This is a genomic window from Mesorhizobium sp. B2-3-11 (assembly GCF_006442215.1).
GTDB classification, from domain to species: domain Bacteria; phylum Pseudomonadota; class Alphaproteobacteria; order Rhizobiales; family Rhizobiaceae; genus Mesorhizobium; species Mesorhizobium salmacidum.
In genome coordinates, this window is record NZ_VFVS01000016.1 from 92,957 (window position 1) to 109,890 (window position 16,934).

Below are 16,934 nucleotides of genomic sequence, written 5' to 3' on the forward strand. Positions count from 1 at the left end.
CCGGCGCGCCGTCGAGACGTTGCGCGACCGCGCCATTCCGCGCGAGGAGATTCGCAACCGCACGCTGGCCAAGGTGCGGGCTCAACGGCAGGAACTCACAGTATTCCTGGCCGACCTGCTGAAGAGACTGGGAAGCAGCCAACCGCCGCTATCGCAAGGGCCGTTCCGCGGAACCAGGACGCTGCGGCGATGGGCAACGGCCCGCCAGCATGCGCATGAAATCATGGCATCCAGGGTGGCGCAGAATGGCTCCTGACCGAGCGTGTCCGCTTTGAAGCAGCTTTGCAGAGCTTCGTGGTTTACACGCGGCGGCCCGTGGTCTTAATTCGCAAGCACACAGGCACCCGCTTCAAAAAGGTGTCCCACCGGCGAGGAAATCAAAAGCATCATGGCCAGGAAAACCGAGAACAACGGTCCGTCCGTCAGCGCACAGGAAGCGCTCGAATTCCATGCCATGGGCAGGCCCGGCAAGCTGGAGATCGTCGCCACCAAGCCGATGACGACGCAGCGCGATCTCAGCCTCGCTTATTCGCCTGGTGTCGCCGTGCCAGTGCGCGCCATCGCCGAGGATCCATCGAGAGCGTTCGACTACACGACGCGCGGCAACATGGTCGCCGTCATCTCCAACGGCACCGCCATCCTTGGCCTAGGCAATCTCGGCGCGCTGGCCTCCAAACCGGTGATGGAAGGCAAGGCGGTGCTGTTCAAGCGCTTCGCCGATGTCGATTCCATCGACCTCGAGGTCGATACCGAGGATGCCGACGAGTTCATCAACTGCGTGCGCTTCCTCGGTCCCTCCTTCGGCGGCATCAATCTGGAAGACATCAAGGCGCCGGAATGCTTCATCATCGAGCAGCGCCTGCGCGAACTGATGGACATCCCGGTCTTCCACGACGACCAGCACGGCACCGCCATCATCTCGGCCGCCGGCCTGATCAACGCGCTGGAGGTAACCGGCCGCGACATGAAGACCACGAAGCTGGTCTGCAATGGCGCGGGCGCCGCCGGCATCGCCTGCATCGAACTGATGAAGGCGATGGGTTTTTCGCCCGAAAACATCACCTTGTGCGATACCAAGGGCGTGGTCTTCCAGGGCCGCACCGAGGGCATGAACCAGTGGAAGTCGGCGCATGCGATCAAGACCGATGCGCGCAGCCTGGCCGAAGCGCTCGACGGCGCCGATGTCTTCCTCGGCCTTTCCGCCAAGGGGGCGCTGACCACCGCCATGGTGCAGTCGATGGCCAAGAACCCGATCATCTTCGCCATGGCCAACCCCGATCCCGAGATCACCCCGGAGGAAGTGGCCGAGATCCGCACTGACGCCATCATGGCCACCGGGCGCTCGGACTACGCCAATCAGGTCAACAACGTACTCGGCTTCCCCTACATCTTCCGCGGCGCGCTGGATGTCAGGGCCACCACCATCAATGACGACATGAAGATCGCCGCCGCTCGCGCGCTCGCCGAACTGGCGCGCCAGGACGTGCCCGACGACGTCGCCGCCGCGTATCAGGGCAACCGGCCGAAATTCGGTCCCAACTACATCATTCCGGTGCCGTTCGACCCGCGCCTGATCTCCGCCATTCCGATCGCCGTGGCCAAGGCGGCAATGGATTCGGGCGTCGCCCGCAAGCCTATTCTCGATCTCGACCGTTATGCGCAGGAGCTTTCCGCCCGCCGCGACCCAATCGCCTCGACCCTGCAGCGTATCTACGACCGCGTGCGCCGCCAGCCCAAGCGCATCGTCTTCGCCGAAGGCGAGGAGGAGCAGGTGATGCGCGCCGCCGTCTCCTATGTGAACCAGCGGCTCGGCACTGCCATCCTGCTTGGCCGCGACGACGTCATCAAGGAGAACGCCAGGCACGCCGGCATTGACCTCAACAAACAAGGCATCGAGATCATCAATGCGCGTCTGTCGCGCCGCAATTCGATCTACACCGACTATCTCTACGAACGCATGCAGCGCAAAGGCTTCCTGTTTCGTGACTGCCAGCGGCTGATCAACAACGACCGTAATCATTTCGCCGCCTGCATGGTGGCGCTGGGCGATGCCGACGGCATCGTCACCGGCGTCACCCGCAACTATTCGACCGCGCTCGACGATATCAGGCGCGTCATCGACGCCAAGCCCGGCCACCGCGTCATCGGCGTCTCGATCGTGCTGGCGCGCGGCCGCACGGTGATCGTCGCCGACACCGCAGTGCACGACATGCCCAACGCCGAGCAGATCGCCGACATCGCCGAGGAGGCCGCCGGATTTGCCCGCCGCATGGGCTATGAGCCAAGACTCGCCATGCTCGCCTATTCCACCTTCGGCCACCCGCAGGGCGAGCGTTCCGAGCGCATCCAGGAAGCCGTGCGCATCCTCGACAAGCGCCGCGTCGATTTCGAATATGACGGCGAAATGGCAGCCGACGTGGCACTCAACGCCCGCGCCATGGCGCAATATCCGTTCATAAGGCTCACCGGCCCGGCCAATGTGCTGATCATGCCGGCGTTCCACTCGGCCTCGATCTCGACCAAGATGCTGCAGGAACTCGGCGGTTCGACCGTCATCGGCCCGCTGCTGGTCGGCCTGAACAAGCCGGTGCAGATCGTCTCGCTGAACGCCAAGGACAGCGATATTGTGAACATGGCGGCGATTGCGGCATATACGGCGGGGACTTGAGGAGCGGTCGGCGTGGCGGACGAAAGCTGGCGATCAGACTGGGTCTCTCACCCCCGCGCGAACGCCCGCGCCGCCTCGACCACCTCCTCCGCCCGGTCCTGGCGCAACAGGTCGATCGGAATGCGACCGTCGAGCTGAGCCGCTGGGCGGGTCAGCCACAGCCATGCGAGCCTTGGATTGCCGATGATCTCCAGCACATCGCTTATGCCTGCCACCGGCCTGCCGTCGACGAACTGCGCCAGCGGGAAGACGTGCTTGCGACCGCCCTTGCGCAGCGCGATGACGTCGCCCCGTCTCTGCCAGCGGTGCAGGGTGGAGCGGGCGATGCGCAGGTTTTCCTCGAGGTAGGTCGAGCCGGCGACGCGGCCGGCCCAGTCCTCGATCAGCATCGATTCTAGGTCGTCGGACTGGGGAAGCGCGGGAAGCGTTTCGGCCTCTGCCGACAGCGTCGTCGTCCCCACCGTGCCAGCTTCGCTGCGGCGCGCGGCTTCCGCCGCGAGCGCACGCACGAATTTCGAGGCAAGGCCGGGAAGGTCGGCGTGAATGGCGTCGATGGCGCGCTGGTGCTTGGGCGACAGCAAGGTGACCGCGGACGCTATGCTGCCGGCGATCTTGCCGACCGAGATCATTGTCGGGCCGTTGATGGCCTCGTCATAGTGAGCAAGCGCACGCTCGACTTTTTCCGCCACCATGTCGGCGAAATCGTCCTGCGTGATGCCGGTCGTCTTAGTCTGAAATCTGGTCATGCATCTGTCTTCTGGGGCCGCGCGCGCTCCTCCCTCAGCCGCGGCCGGTTGTAGAACGGTTACGGCGGAAAATGGAAAGCGCGACGGCAACAGATGCAGCGATCCGACAGATTGCTGTCCTGCATTGCTCCACACCCTGATTAGCGTGCCGAAATGTCAGTCACGGCACGATCGCATTTGCCTTTAGGAGCGGTCTGTGACAACTGCGCGACGGTGAGAAGCGGTCCGCGCTTGCCTTCTCCCTGCGGGGCCCGAAGGGCGGGCGAGGCCCGTGACTCGCCCAAGACGGTTGAGGGTGCTGGACGGAGTGCCGCCATTGCCAAGCTGGAACACCCCTCATCCGGCCGCTTCGCGGCCACCTTCTCCCACAACAAGGGGAGAAGGAAAGGCGTTCCTACAACAATCCCGCCTGCTCTGCCTCTTTGCGCAGGTTCTGCCGTGGCCTTGGGCCGATCTGCTGGATCACCAATCCGGCCGCCAGTGAGCCAAGATCGCCGCAGGTCTGGAGGTCTCGGCCCTGTGTATAGCCATGCAGGAAACCGGCGGCGTAGAGGTCGCCGGCGCCTGTCGTGTCGACCAGTTCCTTGATGGTGGTTGCCTTTATGACCACGGTCTCGTCGCCGCGTACGATGACCGAGCCTTTTTCGGAACGGGTCACCGCCGCGATCTTGCAATCCTTGCGGATCTGCGCCAGCGCCTCGTCGAAGGACGAAGTCTGGTAAAGCGACTTGATCTCGTGGCTGTTGGCAAAAACAATGTCGACCGTGCCCGAGCGCATCAGGTCGAGGAATTCGTCGCGGTAGCGGTCGACGCAGAATGGATCCGACAAGGTCATCGAGACTTCGCGACCGGCCGCGTGCGCAAGTTTCGCCGTCTGCCGGATGGCTTCCTTGGCGCGCGGCGGGTCCCATAGATAACCTTCGAAATAGGTGACCTTGGCGCCCGACGCCTTGTCGGCCTCGACATCTTCCGGCCCGAGTTCGACGCAGGCGCCGAGATAGGTGTTCATCGAGCGTTCGCCATCGGGGGTGACGAAGATCATCGAGCGCGCCGTCGGCGGCTCGCCCTCGAGCGGCCTGGTGTCGAAGGCGACGCCCTGCGCGTGGATGTCATGCGCGTAGATTTCGCCCAGCGCATCGTTGGAGACCTTGCCGAAGAAGGCGGCGCGTCCGCCGAAGGAGGCGACACCAGCCGCCGTGTTGCCGGCACTGCCGCCGGAGGCCTCGATCGCCGGGCCCATGCGGCTGTAGAGCAATTCGGCGCGGTGGGTGTCGATGAGGTTCATCGCGCCCTTGATGATGCCGTTGGTCTCGAGGAAGTCCTCCTCGCACTGGGCGATGATGTCGACAATCGCATTGCCGATGCAAAGCACGTCATAATCCGGCATCAATGTCTCCGCCAAAACCCGAGCCGGCTTCTTGCCATGCCCGCGCGGGTCTACAGCATGACCCTGAAAACTGGCAACCGATTTTCTGTCGTTGCCGGCGTAGCGGCGAGGCCCGTCCTTTGCCGAAGAAGCCCGCGACTGCGCGCCTGCAAGACAGTTCTGCAGTTGGTTTTCGTTGTACCCAGGCGTTACGACAATTCGATCGTGGCCGAAGCATTTCGCCGTGGCGTTGCCTAAAAGGGCTTGTTCGATCCCGATCCGAAGGCGGCAAGCCCATGTCAGCAAAGAGCGATACGACCACCGACCTGGTGTTGCTCGGCGTGCTGGCGGTGCTGTGGGGGGCGTCCTATACCTTCATCAAGATCGGCGTCGAGACCATCCCGCCCATCACCTTCATCGCCGCCCGCACCCTGATCGCCGGCGCCATCCTGTTCGCCGTCATCCGCTGGCGCGGCCTTGCCATGCCGGGCGACGCGGCAAGCTGGCGCCGCTTCGCCTTCCAGGCCTGCCTCAACAGCGTCGTCCCGTTCACGCTGATCGCCGCCGCCGAGCGTTCGGTCGACGCCGGCCTTGCCACCATCCTCAACGCCACCTCGCCGATCTTCACCTTCCTGCTGACGGCGCTCATCACCCGCCATGAGCCGGTGACGGCGCGCAAGCTGGTCGGCGTCGGCGCAGGCATTGCCGGCATATGCCTGATCGTCGGCACGCAGGCGCTTGGCGGCATAGGCCACCAGCTCTGGGCACAGCTAGCCATCGTCGCGGCAACGGTGTGCTATGCGGGCGCCGCCATTTTCGGCCGCGGCTTCAGGGGCCTCGATCCGATGCTTCCCGCCGCCGGTTCGATGCTGTGCGGCGCGATCATGCTGGTGCCGCTCAGCCTGGCGGTCGACCAGCCGTGGACGCTGGCGCCTTCGGCGGCTTCCATACTCGCTTTGCTCGGCCTGTCCGTGTTTTCGACGGCACTGGCTTTCGTCATCTATTTCCGTCTGATCCACACGCTGGGGTCGGTCGGCACGACGTCTCAGGCCTATCTGCGCGTGCCGATCGGCGTCGGCATTGGCGCCGTGTTCCTCGGTGAAAGCCTGGGCCCCACGGCTTGGCTCGGCATGGGTTTTGTCGTTGTCGGCGTGGCGGCCATGACCATACCGGCCCGCAAGCCGGCCTCCGCCCGATAGGCAGATTCGGGTGAGTGCGAGGCTGGCAACGGCCCGCGCTTGCGCTCGCGGGCCGCACTGCCTATCTCGGGAACGTCCTGCCTTGTGGCTGTGTCCGCTGACGTTGGGGTGAAGCACGGTGATTTTCGACGCTGCCCGCAGCGCGGCCCTGGAGTTGCTCTCGCCTCCGTTTCGCTCCGTGTTCATCAAGACGCTTGGCCTGACCCTGCTGGCGCTGGTCGCCCTTTGGTTCGGCCTGACCAGCCTTGTCGAATGGCTGGCCCTGCCGTGGCTCCAGACATCGTTGCCCGGCATACCGTCCTGGGCCGGGTGGCTGGGCGGACTAATCGCCGCCATCGCGTTGGCCTTCGGCATGGCGCTGCTGGTCGCGCCGGTCACGGCCGTCATCGCCGGCCTGTTCCTCGACGATGTCGCCGAAGTGGTCGAGCGCACCGACTACCCCGGCGACCCGGCCGGACGCGCCATGCCGGCATTGCGATCGCTGGTGCTGGCGATAAAATTCTTTGGCGTCGTCATCCTGGGCAACATCGTCGCCTTGCTGCTTCTGCTGGTGCCGGGCATCAACGTCGCCGCCTTCTTCATCGTCAACGGCTACCTGCTCGGACGCGAATTCTTCGAATTCGCCGCCATGCGCTTTCGCCCGGAGGAAGATGCGAGGGCCCTGCGCAGGCGGTATGCCGGCACGGTGTTTCTCTCCGGGCTGGTTATCGCGGCTTTCCTCGCCGTGCCGCTGCTCAACCTGCTGACGCCGCTCTTCGCCGCCGCCATGATGGTGCATCTGCACAAGGCGGTCTCGGCACGGGAAGCGGCCCGTCCCGCACGCGGTTGAGCCTTCAGCGCAAGAGAAAGCCGCGCCCCAGCTCGTCGTCCGGTTCGACAATGAATTCGGCTCGTCCGGAATAATAGGCACGGCCGCCGACGCGGGCGACAATCGCTTCGTACGGGCCGGCCTTCGCCGTTCGCGCCACCACCCCGGAAAAGCGCGAGCCGGCGATGCTCTCGAAAATGCGCTTCTGCCCGATGGCGATCTCGCCCTTGGCATGCATGGCCGCCAGCCGGGCGGTGACGCCGGAACCAGTCGGCGAGCGGTCGACCTCCGCCTCGGCGAAGACGCAGACATTCCTGGTGACTTCCCCGGAAAAGGCGTCCTTTCCATCTGTCAGGATGGTGCCGTAGAGGAAGGCGAGGTCATCATGATCGGGATGCGAAAGCGGAAACTCGGCCTTGAGCCGGTTCGTCAGCGCGGTTGCCGCGTCGACGAAATCGCGCACACGGTCGCGGCCGAACTCCAAGCCGAATTGATGACAGTCGGCCAGCGCGTAAAAGGCGCCGCCATAGGCGACATCGAAACCGATCTTGCCATATTCCGTCAGCTCGATCTATTGGTCGCGGGCAAACAGGAAGGCCGGCACGCTCTCGAACGACACCGAACCGGCCTTGCCGTCGCTGACCGCGACCGAGGCGACGACCAGGCCGCACGGCGCCTCGATGTTCACGGTGGTGAACGGCTCCTGCTTGGCCACCAGCCCTTGATCGATCGCGTAACGGCCGAGCGCGACGATGGCGTGGCCGCACATGGTCGAATAACCCTCATTGTGCATGAACAGCACGGCGAGGTCCGCGCCGGGCAAATCGGGCTCGACCAGCAGGGCGCCATACATGTCGTAATGGCCGCGCGGTTCGAAGATCAGCAGTTTGCGCAAATGATCGAGATGGTCGCGCACATAGGCGCGCTTCTCCAGGATGGTGCCCTTGGGAATACTGGGATAACCGCCTGTGACGATCCGGAGAGGCTCGCCGCCCGTATGCATGTCGACGACAGCAAGGTTCATTCGGGCCCGTCCTAGCCCTGGGATTTGCCGTACAGCGCCTGCAACTTGCCGAACGGCATGGCGGCGCGGGTGAAGCCGAACGTGCCGTCCTGCTGGATTTCGCGCGCCGCCGTCTCCAGCATGCCGTAGGCGAAATTGGTCAGCCACGGCCCTAGCGAAATCCGTTTGACGCCGGCCACGGCAAGGTCGGCGATGGTGAAGCCGGGCTTCGCCATGACATTGACCGGCTTGCCGACCGCCGAGCACAAGGTCTGTACCATCTCGACGTCGCCGATGCCCGGCGCATAGAGCACGTCGGCGCCGGCCTTTTCGAAGGCCTGCAGCCGCCTGATCGTGTCGTCGAGGTCGGACTTGCCCCAGAGGAAATTCTCGGCCCGCGCCGTGAAGACAAAGTCGCGCTTCAGCGCCCGCGCCGCCTCCACCGCGGCGGCGACACGCTCGACCGCGTGCGAAAATTCATAGATGGGCTTGTCCGGATCGCCGGTGTGGTCCTCGATCGAGCAGCCGGCAAGCCCGGCGGCTTCCGCCGCGAAAATGGTCTCGGCGGCCTGCTCGGCGCTGTCGCCCTTGCCCTTCTCCAGATCGGCCGAAACCGGCAGTTCGGTCGCCGCCGTCACCTCGCGGCAATGATGGATCATCTGGTCGAAGCTCACGGCTCCGTCCGGCAGGCCGCGCGAAAAGGCAAAGCCGGCGCTGGTCGTGGCCAGCGCCTTGAAGCCGAAGGAGCCAAGCAGCTTCGTCGTGCCCGGATCCCAGGGATTGGGCATGACGAAGGTCGAGGCATGCAGGTCGCGAAAAATCTTGCCGTTGTCCATGAATGCTCCCCCATGACGAGTGTCGGGGCGGATGCTACCGCGCTGTTCGTGGCCGGGCAAACGAATGCGGTTGGTTCAGAAGCGTTTCTCGTTGTCTGCTGCCAATTTCTCGAAAGCGTCGGAATCGGCGACATAGCGCGCCGTTTTCTTGTCCCAGCGGTAGGTTACGGAATTGTCGTTCGAGACGGCCTTCGGGGCCGGTTCGTCGCAAGTCTCTTCGCCAGGCACTGTCTTGTCGGTTATCGTCGCCTTGATCGCTGCGTAGGGCGAACCATCGCTCAAAGCCTGGAAGGTCAGGTCCTGGGAGCGCCGGTAGGAACAGACATTTTCGTCGAACGTGTTGATGAGGTCGATCAGCTCAAAACGGCCGTCTCGCACCAGGATAAGCGGCGTCGACATGTAGCCCTGGTTCGAATTGAAATGCGTGCTGGAGATCATCAGCGCATCGTCACTGGCGCCGAGCGAAAGTTTACCGGGGTGGCGAAAGAAGGTGAAACGGTCGGTCGCCACATTGACGGCATCGAGCAGCTTCGGTTTGCCGGTGAGGTCGTAAAGCGCCAGCACCGCATAGCCCTCCGCGCTGTCGGGCGACTGGCCGAGGTCGAACAGCATGGCCAGCCGATCCTTGCCGCCGGCTTTGATGCCAAGCACGCCGGCGCTGAAAACGCTCGGTGCCTCTGGTGGCGAGCTGTCATTGTCGGGACCGGCAATGTGCCGCATCTCGATCGGCGAGGAGCCGACATAATAATCGCCCTTCGCCGTCAGATCCGGAACGACCATCCTGATGAGATCGGCATAGGTCGTATCGGCGTGGCCGATGATGGGTTTGCCGAGGTCCGGGCTGGCGGCATCCTGGGCTCCGGCCGCGCCGCACAGCAATGGCAGCAACAGGCAGGCAAGGACGAGCCGATGCAAAAATCCTGACATGCTTGATATCGTCCCCTCACCCCAGCGCCGCCAAGCTAACATGACTTGCCGGGCCGCGCAGCTACAGCATATCGCGGCGAATAGGATTCGCCCGACCTGCTGTAAGCTTCTGATTTTATGCATGTCGTTATCCCGGCCTACACGGCCGGCGAATCAGTGGATCGGCACCAGCCCGGCGAGTTCGCGCATATCATCGAACAGGATGCCGCCGGCCTGGATCAGGCCGTCGCGGTCGGAATAGGGGTCGCCATGATAGGAAAACACCCGCATGCCGGCGGCGATCCCGGCCTGCGTGCCGGCGACGCTGTCCTCGACGACGATGCAGTCGGCGGGCGCGAAGCCCATGGTTCTGGCGGCGTGCAGGAACAGGTCGGGGAACGGCTTGCCGCGCGATACCATGGTGGCACTGAACATGGCATGTTCGAACAGCGGCAACAGCCCGGTCTGGCCAAGGGTTATGTGCATCTTGGAGATCCTTGCCGAGGTGGCGACGCAATAGGCGATGCCGGCCGCGCGGACCGCCTCGATGAACTCCCGGACATAAGGGATCGCCTCGACGCCATGGGCGAACAGATCCGGCAGGCCGGCATTCCAGCGCTCGACGAAATCGGCGCCGAGCCTGACGTTGGTCGTCTCTTCGATCTCTTTCTGCACTGACACCATGCTGCGGCCGGAGAAGTTCTTGCGGCAATATTCGAAGGTCGCGGGATAGCCGGTCGCGCTTAGCCATTCGGCAAGGCGCCGGTTGGCGAGGTTCTCGGTATCGACCAGGATCCCGTCGCAGTCGAAGATGACGAGCTTTGGCAGCGGCCGTGTTTCAGTCATATTGGATCAGTCTACGCGACAAATCGGTTCGATATGCCGAAATACAGCCATGCATCAGGCGGTGCCGGTCGATCCGAATCCGCCCGAGCCGCGCGCCGTGCCGCCGGCCAGCGAACGCTCTTCCACCGCCACCTGCGTCACGGCGCCGAAAACGATTTGGGCGATCCGCATGCCGCGCGTCACGGCGAAGTCCTCGTCGCCGAGATTGACCAGCAGCACCTTCACCTCGCCGCGATAGTCGCTGTCGACCGTGCCGGGTGAATTGAGGACGGTGAGGCCATGTTTGAAGGCAAGGCCCGAGCGTGGCCGCACCTGGCCCTCCATGCCCTCGGGAATTTCCAGGATCAACCCGGTCGGCACCAAGGCGCGCTTGCCCGGCAGGATCAGAAGCGGCCGGTCTTCGGGCACCGCCGCGCGCAAATCCATGCCGGCGGCGCCGGCGCTTTCATAAGCGGGAAGCGGAAGACCCTCACCATGCGGCAACCTGACGAAGCCGACGGTCGGACCGATGACGGAAGGTGTTTGAAGGGCTGCGCGCATAAAATGGATCCTATCGGCGCGATTGCCGATTCGGTCAACTCGACCGCAGGGCTATCAACGGCTTTCTTTCGGGCATCACTGTGGCCTGAGGACGGCTCAACGCACTTCCATCGGAACCACGGTCGTCTCCTTGATCTCCTCCATGACGAAGGAGGCGGAAACATCCGACAAAGCCACCTTGGCGATCAGCCGCTGGTAGAGCCGGTCATAGGCCTTCACGTCGGCGACGCGGGCGCGCAGCACATAGTCGAGATCGCCGGACATGCGGTAGACGCCGATGATCTCGGGCAAGCCGGCCACCGCAGCGCGGAATTTCTGCAGCCAGTCCGGGTCGTGGTTGGATGTGCGGATCAGGATGAACACCGAAAGGCCAAGCCCGAGCTTCTCGGCATCGACCAGCGCCACGCGGCCGGTGATGACGCCAGCTTCCTCCAGCCGCTTGACGCGCCGCCAGCAGGCATTGCGCGACAAGGCCACCCGCTCCGACAACTGGTCGACCGACAAGGTGCCGTCGCGTTGCAATTCGGCGAGCAATTTCCGATCAAGTTCGTCGATTGCCAGTGTCATGTGGGATACTTGTCCCATGAAATCGCAAAATACAAGGATATTTTGGGACCAATGAACCGGTGAGGCGTGTCAGGATACTCATATCGGAACGCAAACGCTGAAGGGGAACCAGCATGTCGGTCGCAAGGATTTTCACCTCTCATCCGGCCAAGGTCGGTGAAACCTATTTCGGCCATATGGCCTTCGCCACATGGTTTTCGTCGCGCCTGCTGATGGCGGCGGCAGCAGCATTTGTTCACGCTTTCTTGCCATTTCTCTTTGAGACTACCGCCAGCCGAATCATTCGCGAGCTCTACGAGCGGACGCACAACAGAGGCACACACGCGATCAACGAGCCCGCTGCTCTTCCGGATCGCGCCTAAAGGAAGGCGGAAGCAATGTGCCGGTGGGCGGCCTATCTCGGTGAAGCGGTCTTTCTCGAAGACATCCTCACGGCGCCCTGTCACTCACTGATCGCCCAGAGCCACTGCGCCCAGGAAGCGAAGTCGCCGACCAATGGCGATGGTTTCGGCCTTGCCTGGTACGGCGACCGGCCGGAGCCCGGTCTCTACCGCGACATCCTGCCGGCGTGGTCCGATCCCAACCTGAAGAGCCTGTGCCGGCAGATCAAATCCGGCCTGTTTCTCGCGCATGTGCGGGCCTCGACCGGCGGCGCCACCAGCCGCATGAATTGCCATCCGTTCATCTCCGGCCGCTGGTCGTTCATGCACAATGGCCAGATCGGCGGCTTCGAAAAGATCCGCCGCGCGCTGGAGAACTCGTTGTCCGACGCTGTCTTCGAGCAGCGCGAAGGCACCACCGATTCCGAACTGTTTTTTCTGCTCATGATCGACGAAGGGCTTTCGTCCGACCCGCAAGGTGCCGTTTCCCGCGCCACCTCCCGCGTGCTCGAAGCCTCGCGCCGCGCTGGTCTCGAGCCGGCGCTGAAATTGACCGCCGCCTTCTCCGACGGGCAGGCCCTGCATGCGGTGCGCTATGCCACCGACGTCCAGGCGCCGACGCTCTACACGTCCATCTTCCGCAAGGGCGCTGGCCGCTGCATCGTTTCCGAACCCTTCGATCGAGAGGGCGGCGACTGGCAGGCGATCCCGCCATCGAGCTTCGTCACCATGACAAAGGACGGCATCGACATTCGTCCGTTCGCTCCGGTCGCGGCGAAGCTGGCGCTGGCCGGGTAAGTCTTCTTCGCCGATGTCTCGAATCGGCAATGCTGGCAGGACAGAGGGGGGCGCCGTAGAGTGCAGACCTCAACGCAATCCCAATCAAGCGCCCACCTCCAATGAATGCTCAACTCCGCTTGAAGCCGCGCCGCTATCCGCCATTTGATGAGGCAGGCGGCAAGCAAGCCGGAACCTTGATCATGAACCTCGCCTTTTCCTCAGCCACCGATCTCGCCGCCGCCATCGCCGCGCGCAAAATCTCCGCCGTCGAAGCGCTCGACGCCCACCTCGCGCGGATCGACAGGCACAATCCTGCCGTCAACGCCGTCATCTCGCTCGACAGGGACGGGGCTCGCGAGCGTGCCGAGGAGGCCGATGCGGCATTGTCGCGTGGCGAAGCGCTCGGGCCGCTGCACGGCGTCCCCTTCACGCTGAAGGACATGCACGAGACATCTGGGATGAGAACCACGGTCGGCTTCCCGCTCTTCGCCGACTATGTGGCGAAAGAGGACAGCCCCGTCGTTAACAGGTTGAAGGCAGCCGGCGGTGTGCTGATGGCCAAGACCAATGTCGCCACAATGCTGTCCGACTGGCAATCGGACAATCCGCTGTTCGGCCGCACCAGCAATCCCTGGAATCTCCAGCGCACCCCGGGCGGATCCAGCGGCGGCGCCGCTGCCGCCGTCTGCACAGGCATGACACCGTTCGACATCGGCACCGACATGCAGGACTCGATCCGCCTTCCCGCGGCGTTCTGCGGCGTCTACGGCCTGAAGCCGACGGAACATCGCGTTTCGCTGGCCGGCGCCTTTCCGGATCCAGGCGGTGCGGCGCGAAGCGTGCGGCTGATGTCCTGTCTCGGCCCACTGGCGCGCAGCATCGACGATTTGGCGTTGATCTATCGGATCATCGCCGGCCCGGACGACCGCGACACCGACCTTGCGCCGGTGCCCGTCGAGGCCATGCCGAAGCTCGACCTCCAAACTTTGCGCATCGCTTTCGCGCCCTCCTTTCCCGGGTTCCCAGTGGCCGGCGGCATCAGTGCAGCGGTCGAAAATGTCGCAAGACGACTGCAAGACGCCGGCGCCATCATCGAGGAAGCGAAACTGCCCAAGCTCGACCTGCACGACGATCTCGCCCAGGGCGGCGCGCTGATCGGCATGATGATGGAGGCGGCGCAGCAGGAACCGCCGGAGGAGCCGGCATCGGTCTCGCGCTGGTTTGAGGCACTGGCCCGCCGCGACAAATCCATTCTCGCCTGGGACCGTTTTTTCGAGGATTGGGACGCGCTGCTCTGCCCGGTCGTCATGACCACGGCATTCCCGCATTGTGCGCCGGGCACTGCGATCAAAGTCGACGGCAAGGACCAGAGCTACTGGATGTTGCCGGCCTACGGAGCCGTCTTCAACTACAGCGGCCACCCGGCGCTTTCGATACCTTGCGGGCAGGACAGCGACGGCCTGCCGATCGGCCTGCAGCTTGTCGGCGCACGCTGGTCGGAGGCGCGGCTGCTCGCCGTGGGCAAGGGGATGGCGCCCTTGACCGGCGGCTTCAGTCGTCCGCCCGGCTATTGAGCGAAGCGCGACAGTCCATAAGGCGCCAGCAGCGGGTCGCGCTCGCCGCCAAGGATTTCGCGCGTGGCGAACAGGCCGACGGCCGGCGCCAGCGTGATGCCGGAATGCATGACCGCGATGTAGACGCCATCCATGCCCTCGGCGCGGCCGATGATCGGAAAGCCGTCGATCGGTGTCGGCCGGTAGCCGATCGTGTAGAAATCCAGCTCAAGTCCGTCGCTGTCGCGCAACATGGCTTTCGTGGCCGCGAACAACGCGCGGGCGGTGGCTTTGGCATCCATCCCCGGATCGGCGCCGCCGAAGTCCGAGCCGGCGATGATACGGCCTTCCGCCGTCTGGCGCATGTGCAGCCGCTCGGCCAGCACCAGTCCGTTGAGCAGCTTCTTGTATGGCCGCGAATGGACGATCAGGCCGGGCGGGGTCTCGATCGGCAGGTTGATGCCGGCGGTCGCGGCAATGTCCGGCGAGCCGACGCCTGCCGCGATCACCACCTCGTCGGCGGCAATCAGCCCATGCGATGTGCCCACGCCGGTTATCCTGCCATTGGTCTGGATCAGCGCCGTGACCGTACTGGAACGGATGCGCGCGCCGCGCTGTTCGGCATCGGCCAGCAGGGCCTTGGAGGCTGCGACCGGCTCGGCAACACCTTCCTCGGCGACATGCAAAGCGAAATCCGGCGGTTCGGCGAGATTCGGCTCGATGCGCGCCGCGCCGGCACGGTCGATGCGCTCGATGCCGTAGCCCCAGGCTGAGTGCTCCGCGGCATAGGTTTCCATATCCGCCGCCGATAGATCCCAGCACAGGCCGCCGCACCAGTTGAGCGGCAGGCCGGGCAGGTCTCTCGCCAGCCGAGACCATTCGGCCATGGCGCGGCTGCGCAGCCGGAAATAAGGCTCCGGATTGCCCCAGCTGGCATTGATCCAGGCAAAGGAATTGAGCGTCGCGACACCGCCGGCCTCGCTGTCGGCGATGACCGTTACCTGGGCACCCGCTTTGGTCAGGTGCCAGGCAATCGACGCACCGATGATGCCGGCGCCGATGACGATCACTTGTTTGCCGGCGCTCATGTTCGCTCCTGATCCAAGGGTGACATGTCATCCAAGTGCCATCCTGTCCGCCGCTTGCCAACATCGAATGCCGTAAAAAGGTAGCTTGACATCAATACGTACGTACGTATTGTATGGCCATGGCTAGACAATCACTCCGCGAAAAACTCCTCGATGCCGGTTTCCAGACCATCTGGGACTCGGGCTATGCCGCCGCCGGCATACGCGACATCGTCGCCGCGGCTGACGCCCGGCCGGGCTCCTTCACGAACCATTTTGCCTCCAAGGAGCAATTTGTTGGCGAAGTGGTCGACCGCTATTTCGCCTATGTGAGCGGACTGGTCGAAACAGCGCTGGCCCGGGATGGGACCCCGCCTGTCGGCAGGCTGCGCCGTTATCTCGATCTCATCACCTCGAAGCTTGAAGCGCATGATTGGGCGCGCGGCTGCATGATCGGCAATCTCAGTCTTGAGACCGCCGTGCACAGCGAACCGCTGCGCCTGCGGCTGGTCGCTATCTTCGAGCGCTGGCGTCGGCCCTTCGCGGCCTGCATCGCCGAAGGCCAGGCGACCGGCGACATCACGAGAGCCTTCGATGCCGAGGACCTTGCCGACTTCCTGCTGTCGTCCTGGCAAGGCGCCATGCTGCGTATGAAAGTCGAGCGTAGCCCCGAGCCGCTCGACCGATTCAAGAAGATCATCTTCAGTACAGTCTTTGGAAAGGAGCCGATCCCATGACTTCGAAAGCCGACATGCCTCAGGCGGGCGTCGCCGCACCGAGACGTTCGCAAATCGCCGTCCTCGATTCGACCATGTCCTTTGTCGAGGCCGGCGCGTCTGGCCCGACCGTGCTGTTCCTGCATGGCAATCCGACCTCGTCGCATATCTGGCGCAACATCATCCCGCACGTGGCGTCGTTCGGGCGCTGCATCGCGCCCGACCTGATCGGCTATGGCCAATCCGGCAAGCCCGATATCGACTATCGCTTCTTCGACCATGTCCGCTACCTCGACGCCTTTCTCGACGCGCTCGACATCAGGGACATGGTTCTGGTCGCCCAGGATTGGGGCACTGCCCTGGCCTTCCATCTTGCGGCGCGGTGGCCGCGCCGCGTTCTCGGCCTCGCCTTCATGGAGTTCATCCGGCCCTTCGAGCGTTGGGAGGACTTTCACCAGCGTCCGCAAGCTCGCGAAATGTTCAAGGCGTTGCGTACACCCGATGTCGGCGAGAAGCTGGTCCTGGAAGACAATGTCTTCGTCGAAAAATTGCTGCCGGCCTCGGTGCTGCGCACAATGAGCGACGAAGAGATGGCCGTCTACCGGGCGCCGTTCCCGACGCCGCTATCGCGCAGGCCGGTGCTGCGTTTGCCCCGGGAATTGCCGATCGAGGGCCAGCCCGCCGACGTCGCGCCATCAGCGAACACGACCATCGGGCGCTGCGGCTGTCCACCTATCCGAAACTGCTGTTCGCCGGCGATCCGGGCGCGCTGATCTCACCGCAGGCCGCACGCGAATTCGCGGCCAGCTTGAAGAACTGCCGGTTCATCGATCTCGGGCCTGGCGCGCACTACCTGCAGGAGGATCATGCCGACACGATCGGCAGCGCTATCGCCGGCTGGCTTCCGGGGGTCGTTCAGGCGGGCCGCATGAACGAACCCGCCTGAAGCAAGC

18 protein-coding genes and 1 pseudogene are annotated in these 16,934 nt (G+C 64.1%); 10 read left to right on the forward strand and 9 right to left on the reverse strand.

The window, feature by feature from the left end:
* Nucleotides 1–19 precede the first annotated feature (19 nt).
* Both FJ960_RS29940 and FJ960_RS21090 read left to right on the forward strand, forming a co-directional pair.
* Nucleotides 20–256, forward strand: coding sequence for a hypothetical protein (locus tag FJ960_RS29940; protein WP_246672895.1), 237 nt, complete (start codon nt 20–22; stop codon nt 254–256).
* Nucleotides 257–388: 132 nt separating this feature from the next.
* Nucleotides 389–2,668, forward strand: a complete 2,280-nt coding sequence (locus FJ960_RS21090) for an NADP-dependent malic enzyme (protein WP_140509127.1) — start codon at nt 389–391, stop codon at nt 2,666–2,668.
* A 47-nt stretch (nt 2,669–2,715) separates the two neighbouring features.
* Here the strand turns inward: FJ960_RS21090 and FJ960_RS21095 are convergent, their stop codons facing one another.
* Nucleotides 2,716–3,414, reverse strand: coding sequence for an antitoxin Xre/MbcA/ParS toxin-binding domain-containing protein (locus FJ960_RS21095; protein ID WP_140716508.1), 699 nt, complete (start codon nt 3,412–3,414; stop codon nt 2,716–2,718).
* Between the two features lie 394 nt (nt 3,415–3,808).
* Nucleotides 3,809–4,801 (reverse strand): adenosine kinase, encoded by a 993-nt coding sequence (locus tag FJ960_RS21100; RefSeq protein WP_140509130.1) that lies wholly within the window; start codon nt 4,799–4,801, stop codon nt 3,809–3,811.
* Between the two features lie 275 nt (nt 4,802–5,076).
* Here FJ960_RS21100 and FJ960_RS21105 point away from each other — a divergent pair, with 275 nt between their 5' ends.
* Complete coding sequence (locus FJ960_RS21105; protein WP_140716510.1) at nt 5,077–5,979, forward strand: EamA family transporter; 903 nt, start codon at nt 5,077–5,079, stop codon at nt 5,977–5,979.
* A gap of 118 nt (nt 5,980–6,097) precedes the next feature.
* Nucleotides 6,098–6,808 carry a sulfate transporter family protein gene (locus FJ960_RS21110; RefSeq protein ID WP_140716512.1) on the forward strand — a complete coding sequence of 237 codons (711 nt, stop codon included), beginning with the start codon at nt 6,098–6,100 and terminating at the stop codon, nt 6,806–6,808.
* Between the two features lie 4 nt (nt 6,809–6,812).
* Here FJ960_RS21110 and FJ960_RS21115 read toward each other — a convergent pair.
* From FJ960_RS21115 to FJ960_RS21140, 6 genes and pseudogenes are all read right to left on the reverse strand, one after another.
* Nucleotides 6,813–7,811: pseudogene (locus FJ960_RS21115) on the reverse strand (proline racemase family protein).
* 11 nt (nt 7,812–7,822) lie between these two features.
* Nucleotides 7,823–8,626, reverse strand: a complete 804-nt coding sequence (locus FJ960_RS21120; RefSeq protein WP_140716514.1) for an oxaloacetate decarboxylase — start codon at nt 8,624–8,626, stop codon at nt 7,823–7,825.
* Nucleotides 8,627–8,701: 75 nt separating this feature from the next.
* Nucleotides 8,702–9,553: a hypothetical protein gene (locus tag FJ960_RS21125; RefSeq protein ID WP_140716516.1), complete on the reverse strand. Its 852-nt coding sequence runs from the start codon at nt 9,551–9,553 to the stop codon at nt 8,702–8,704.
* Nucleotides 9,554–9,706: 153 nt separating this feature from the next.
* Complete coding sequence (locus FJ960_RS21130) at nt 9,707–10,378, reverse strand: HAD family phosphatase (RefSeq protein WP_140716518.1); 672 nt, start codon at nt 10,376–10,378, stop codon at nt 9,707–9,709.
* A gap of 54 nt (nt 10,379–10,432) precedes the next feature.
* A complete protein-coding gene (gene dut / locus FJ960_RS21135; RefSeq protein WP_140716520.1) occupies nt 10,433–10,918 on the reverse strand; it encodes a dUTP diphosphatase in 486 nt (161 codons plus the stop codon).
* A gap of 96 nt (nt 10,919–11,014) precedes the next feature.
* Nucleotides 11,015–11,485, reverse strand: coding sequence for an Lrp/AsnC family transcriptional regulator (locus FJ960_RS21140; protein WP_140509144.1), 471 nt, complete (start codon nt 11,483–11,485; stop codon nt 11,015–11,017).
* Nucleotides 11,486–11,598: 113 nt separating this feature from the next.
* Here FJ960_RS21140 and FJ960_RS21145 point away from each other — a divergent pair, with 113 nt between their 5' ends.
* The 3 genes from FJ960_RS21145 to FJ960_RS21155 all read left to right on the forward strand — a co-directional run bounded on the left by FJ960_RS21145 (nt 11,599) and on the right by FJ960_RS21155 (nt 14,219).
* Entirely contained in the window at nt 11,599–11,847 is a 249-nt protein-coding gene (locus FJ960_RS21145; RefSeq protein ID WP_140509146.1) for a DUF6356 family protein, read from the forward strand.
* Nucleotides 11,848–11,862: 15 nt separating this feature from the next.
* Nucleotides 11,863–12,663, forward strand: coding sequence for a class II glutamine amidotransferase (locus FJ960_RS21150; protein WP_140716522.1), 801 nt, complete (start codon nt 11,863–11,865; stop codon nt 12,661–12,663).
* A gap of 182 nt (nt 12,664–12,845) precedes the next feature.
* On the forward strand, nt 12,846–14,219 hold the full coding sequence (locus tag FJ960_RS21155) for an amidase (protein ID WP_140716524.1): 1,374 nt from the start codon (nt 12,846–12,848) through the stop codon (nt 14,217–14,219).
* On the opposite strand, the gene FJ960_RS21160 is transcribed toward FJ960_RS21155, so the two are convergent.
* Nucleotides 14,213–15,286 (reverse strand): FAD-binding oxidoreductase, encoded by a 1,074-nt coding sequence (locus FJ960_RS21160; RefSeq protein WP_140716526.1) that lies wholly within the window; start codon nt 15,284–15,286, stop codon nt 14,213–14,215. The genes FJ960_RS21155 and FJ960_RS21160 overlap by 7 nt on opposite strands.
* 119 nt (nt 15,287–15,405) lie before the next feature.
* Here FJ960_RS21160 and FJ960_RS21165 point away from each other — a divergent pair, with 119 nt between their 5' ends.
* The 3 genes from FJ960_RS21165 to FJ960_RS29945 are packed head-to-tail and all read left to right on the forward strand — an operon-like array spanning nt 15,406 to nt 16,927.
* On the forward strand, nt 15,406–16,002 hold the full coding sequence (locus tag FJ960_RS21165) for a TetR/AcrR family transcriptional regulator (protein ID WP_140716528.1): 597 nt from the start codon (nt 15,406–15,408) through the stop codon (nt 16,000–16,002).
* Nucleotides 15,999–16,754, forward strand: a complete 756-nt coding sequence (locus tag FJ960_RS21170) for a haloalkane dehalogenase (protein WP_246672891.1) — start codon at nt 15,999–16,001, stop codon at nt 16,752–16,754. The genes FJ960_RS21165 and FJ960_RS21170 overlap by 4 nt, the downstream gene beginning before the upstream one ends.
* 35 nt (nt 16,755–16,789) lie before the next feature.
* Nucleotides 16,790–16,927, forward strand: coding sequence for a hypothetical protein (locus FJ960_RS29945; protein WP_246672892.1), 138 nt, complete (start codon nt 16,790–16,792; stop codon nt 16,925–16,927).
* Nucleotides 16,928–16,934: the final 7 nt, after the last annotated feature.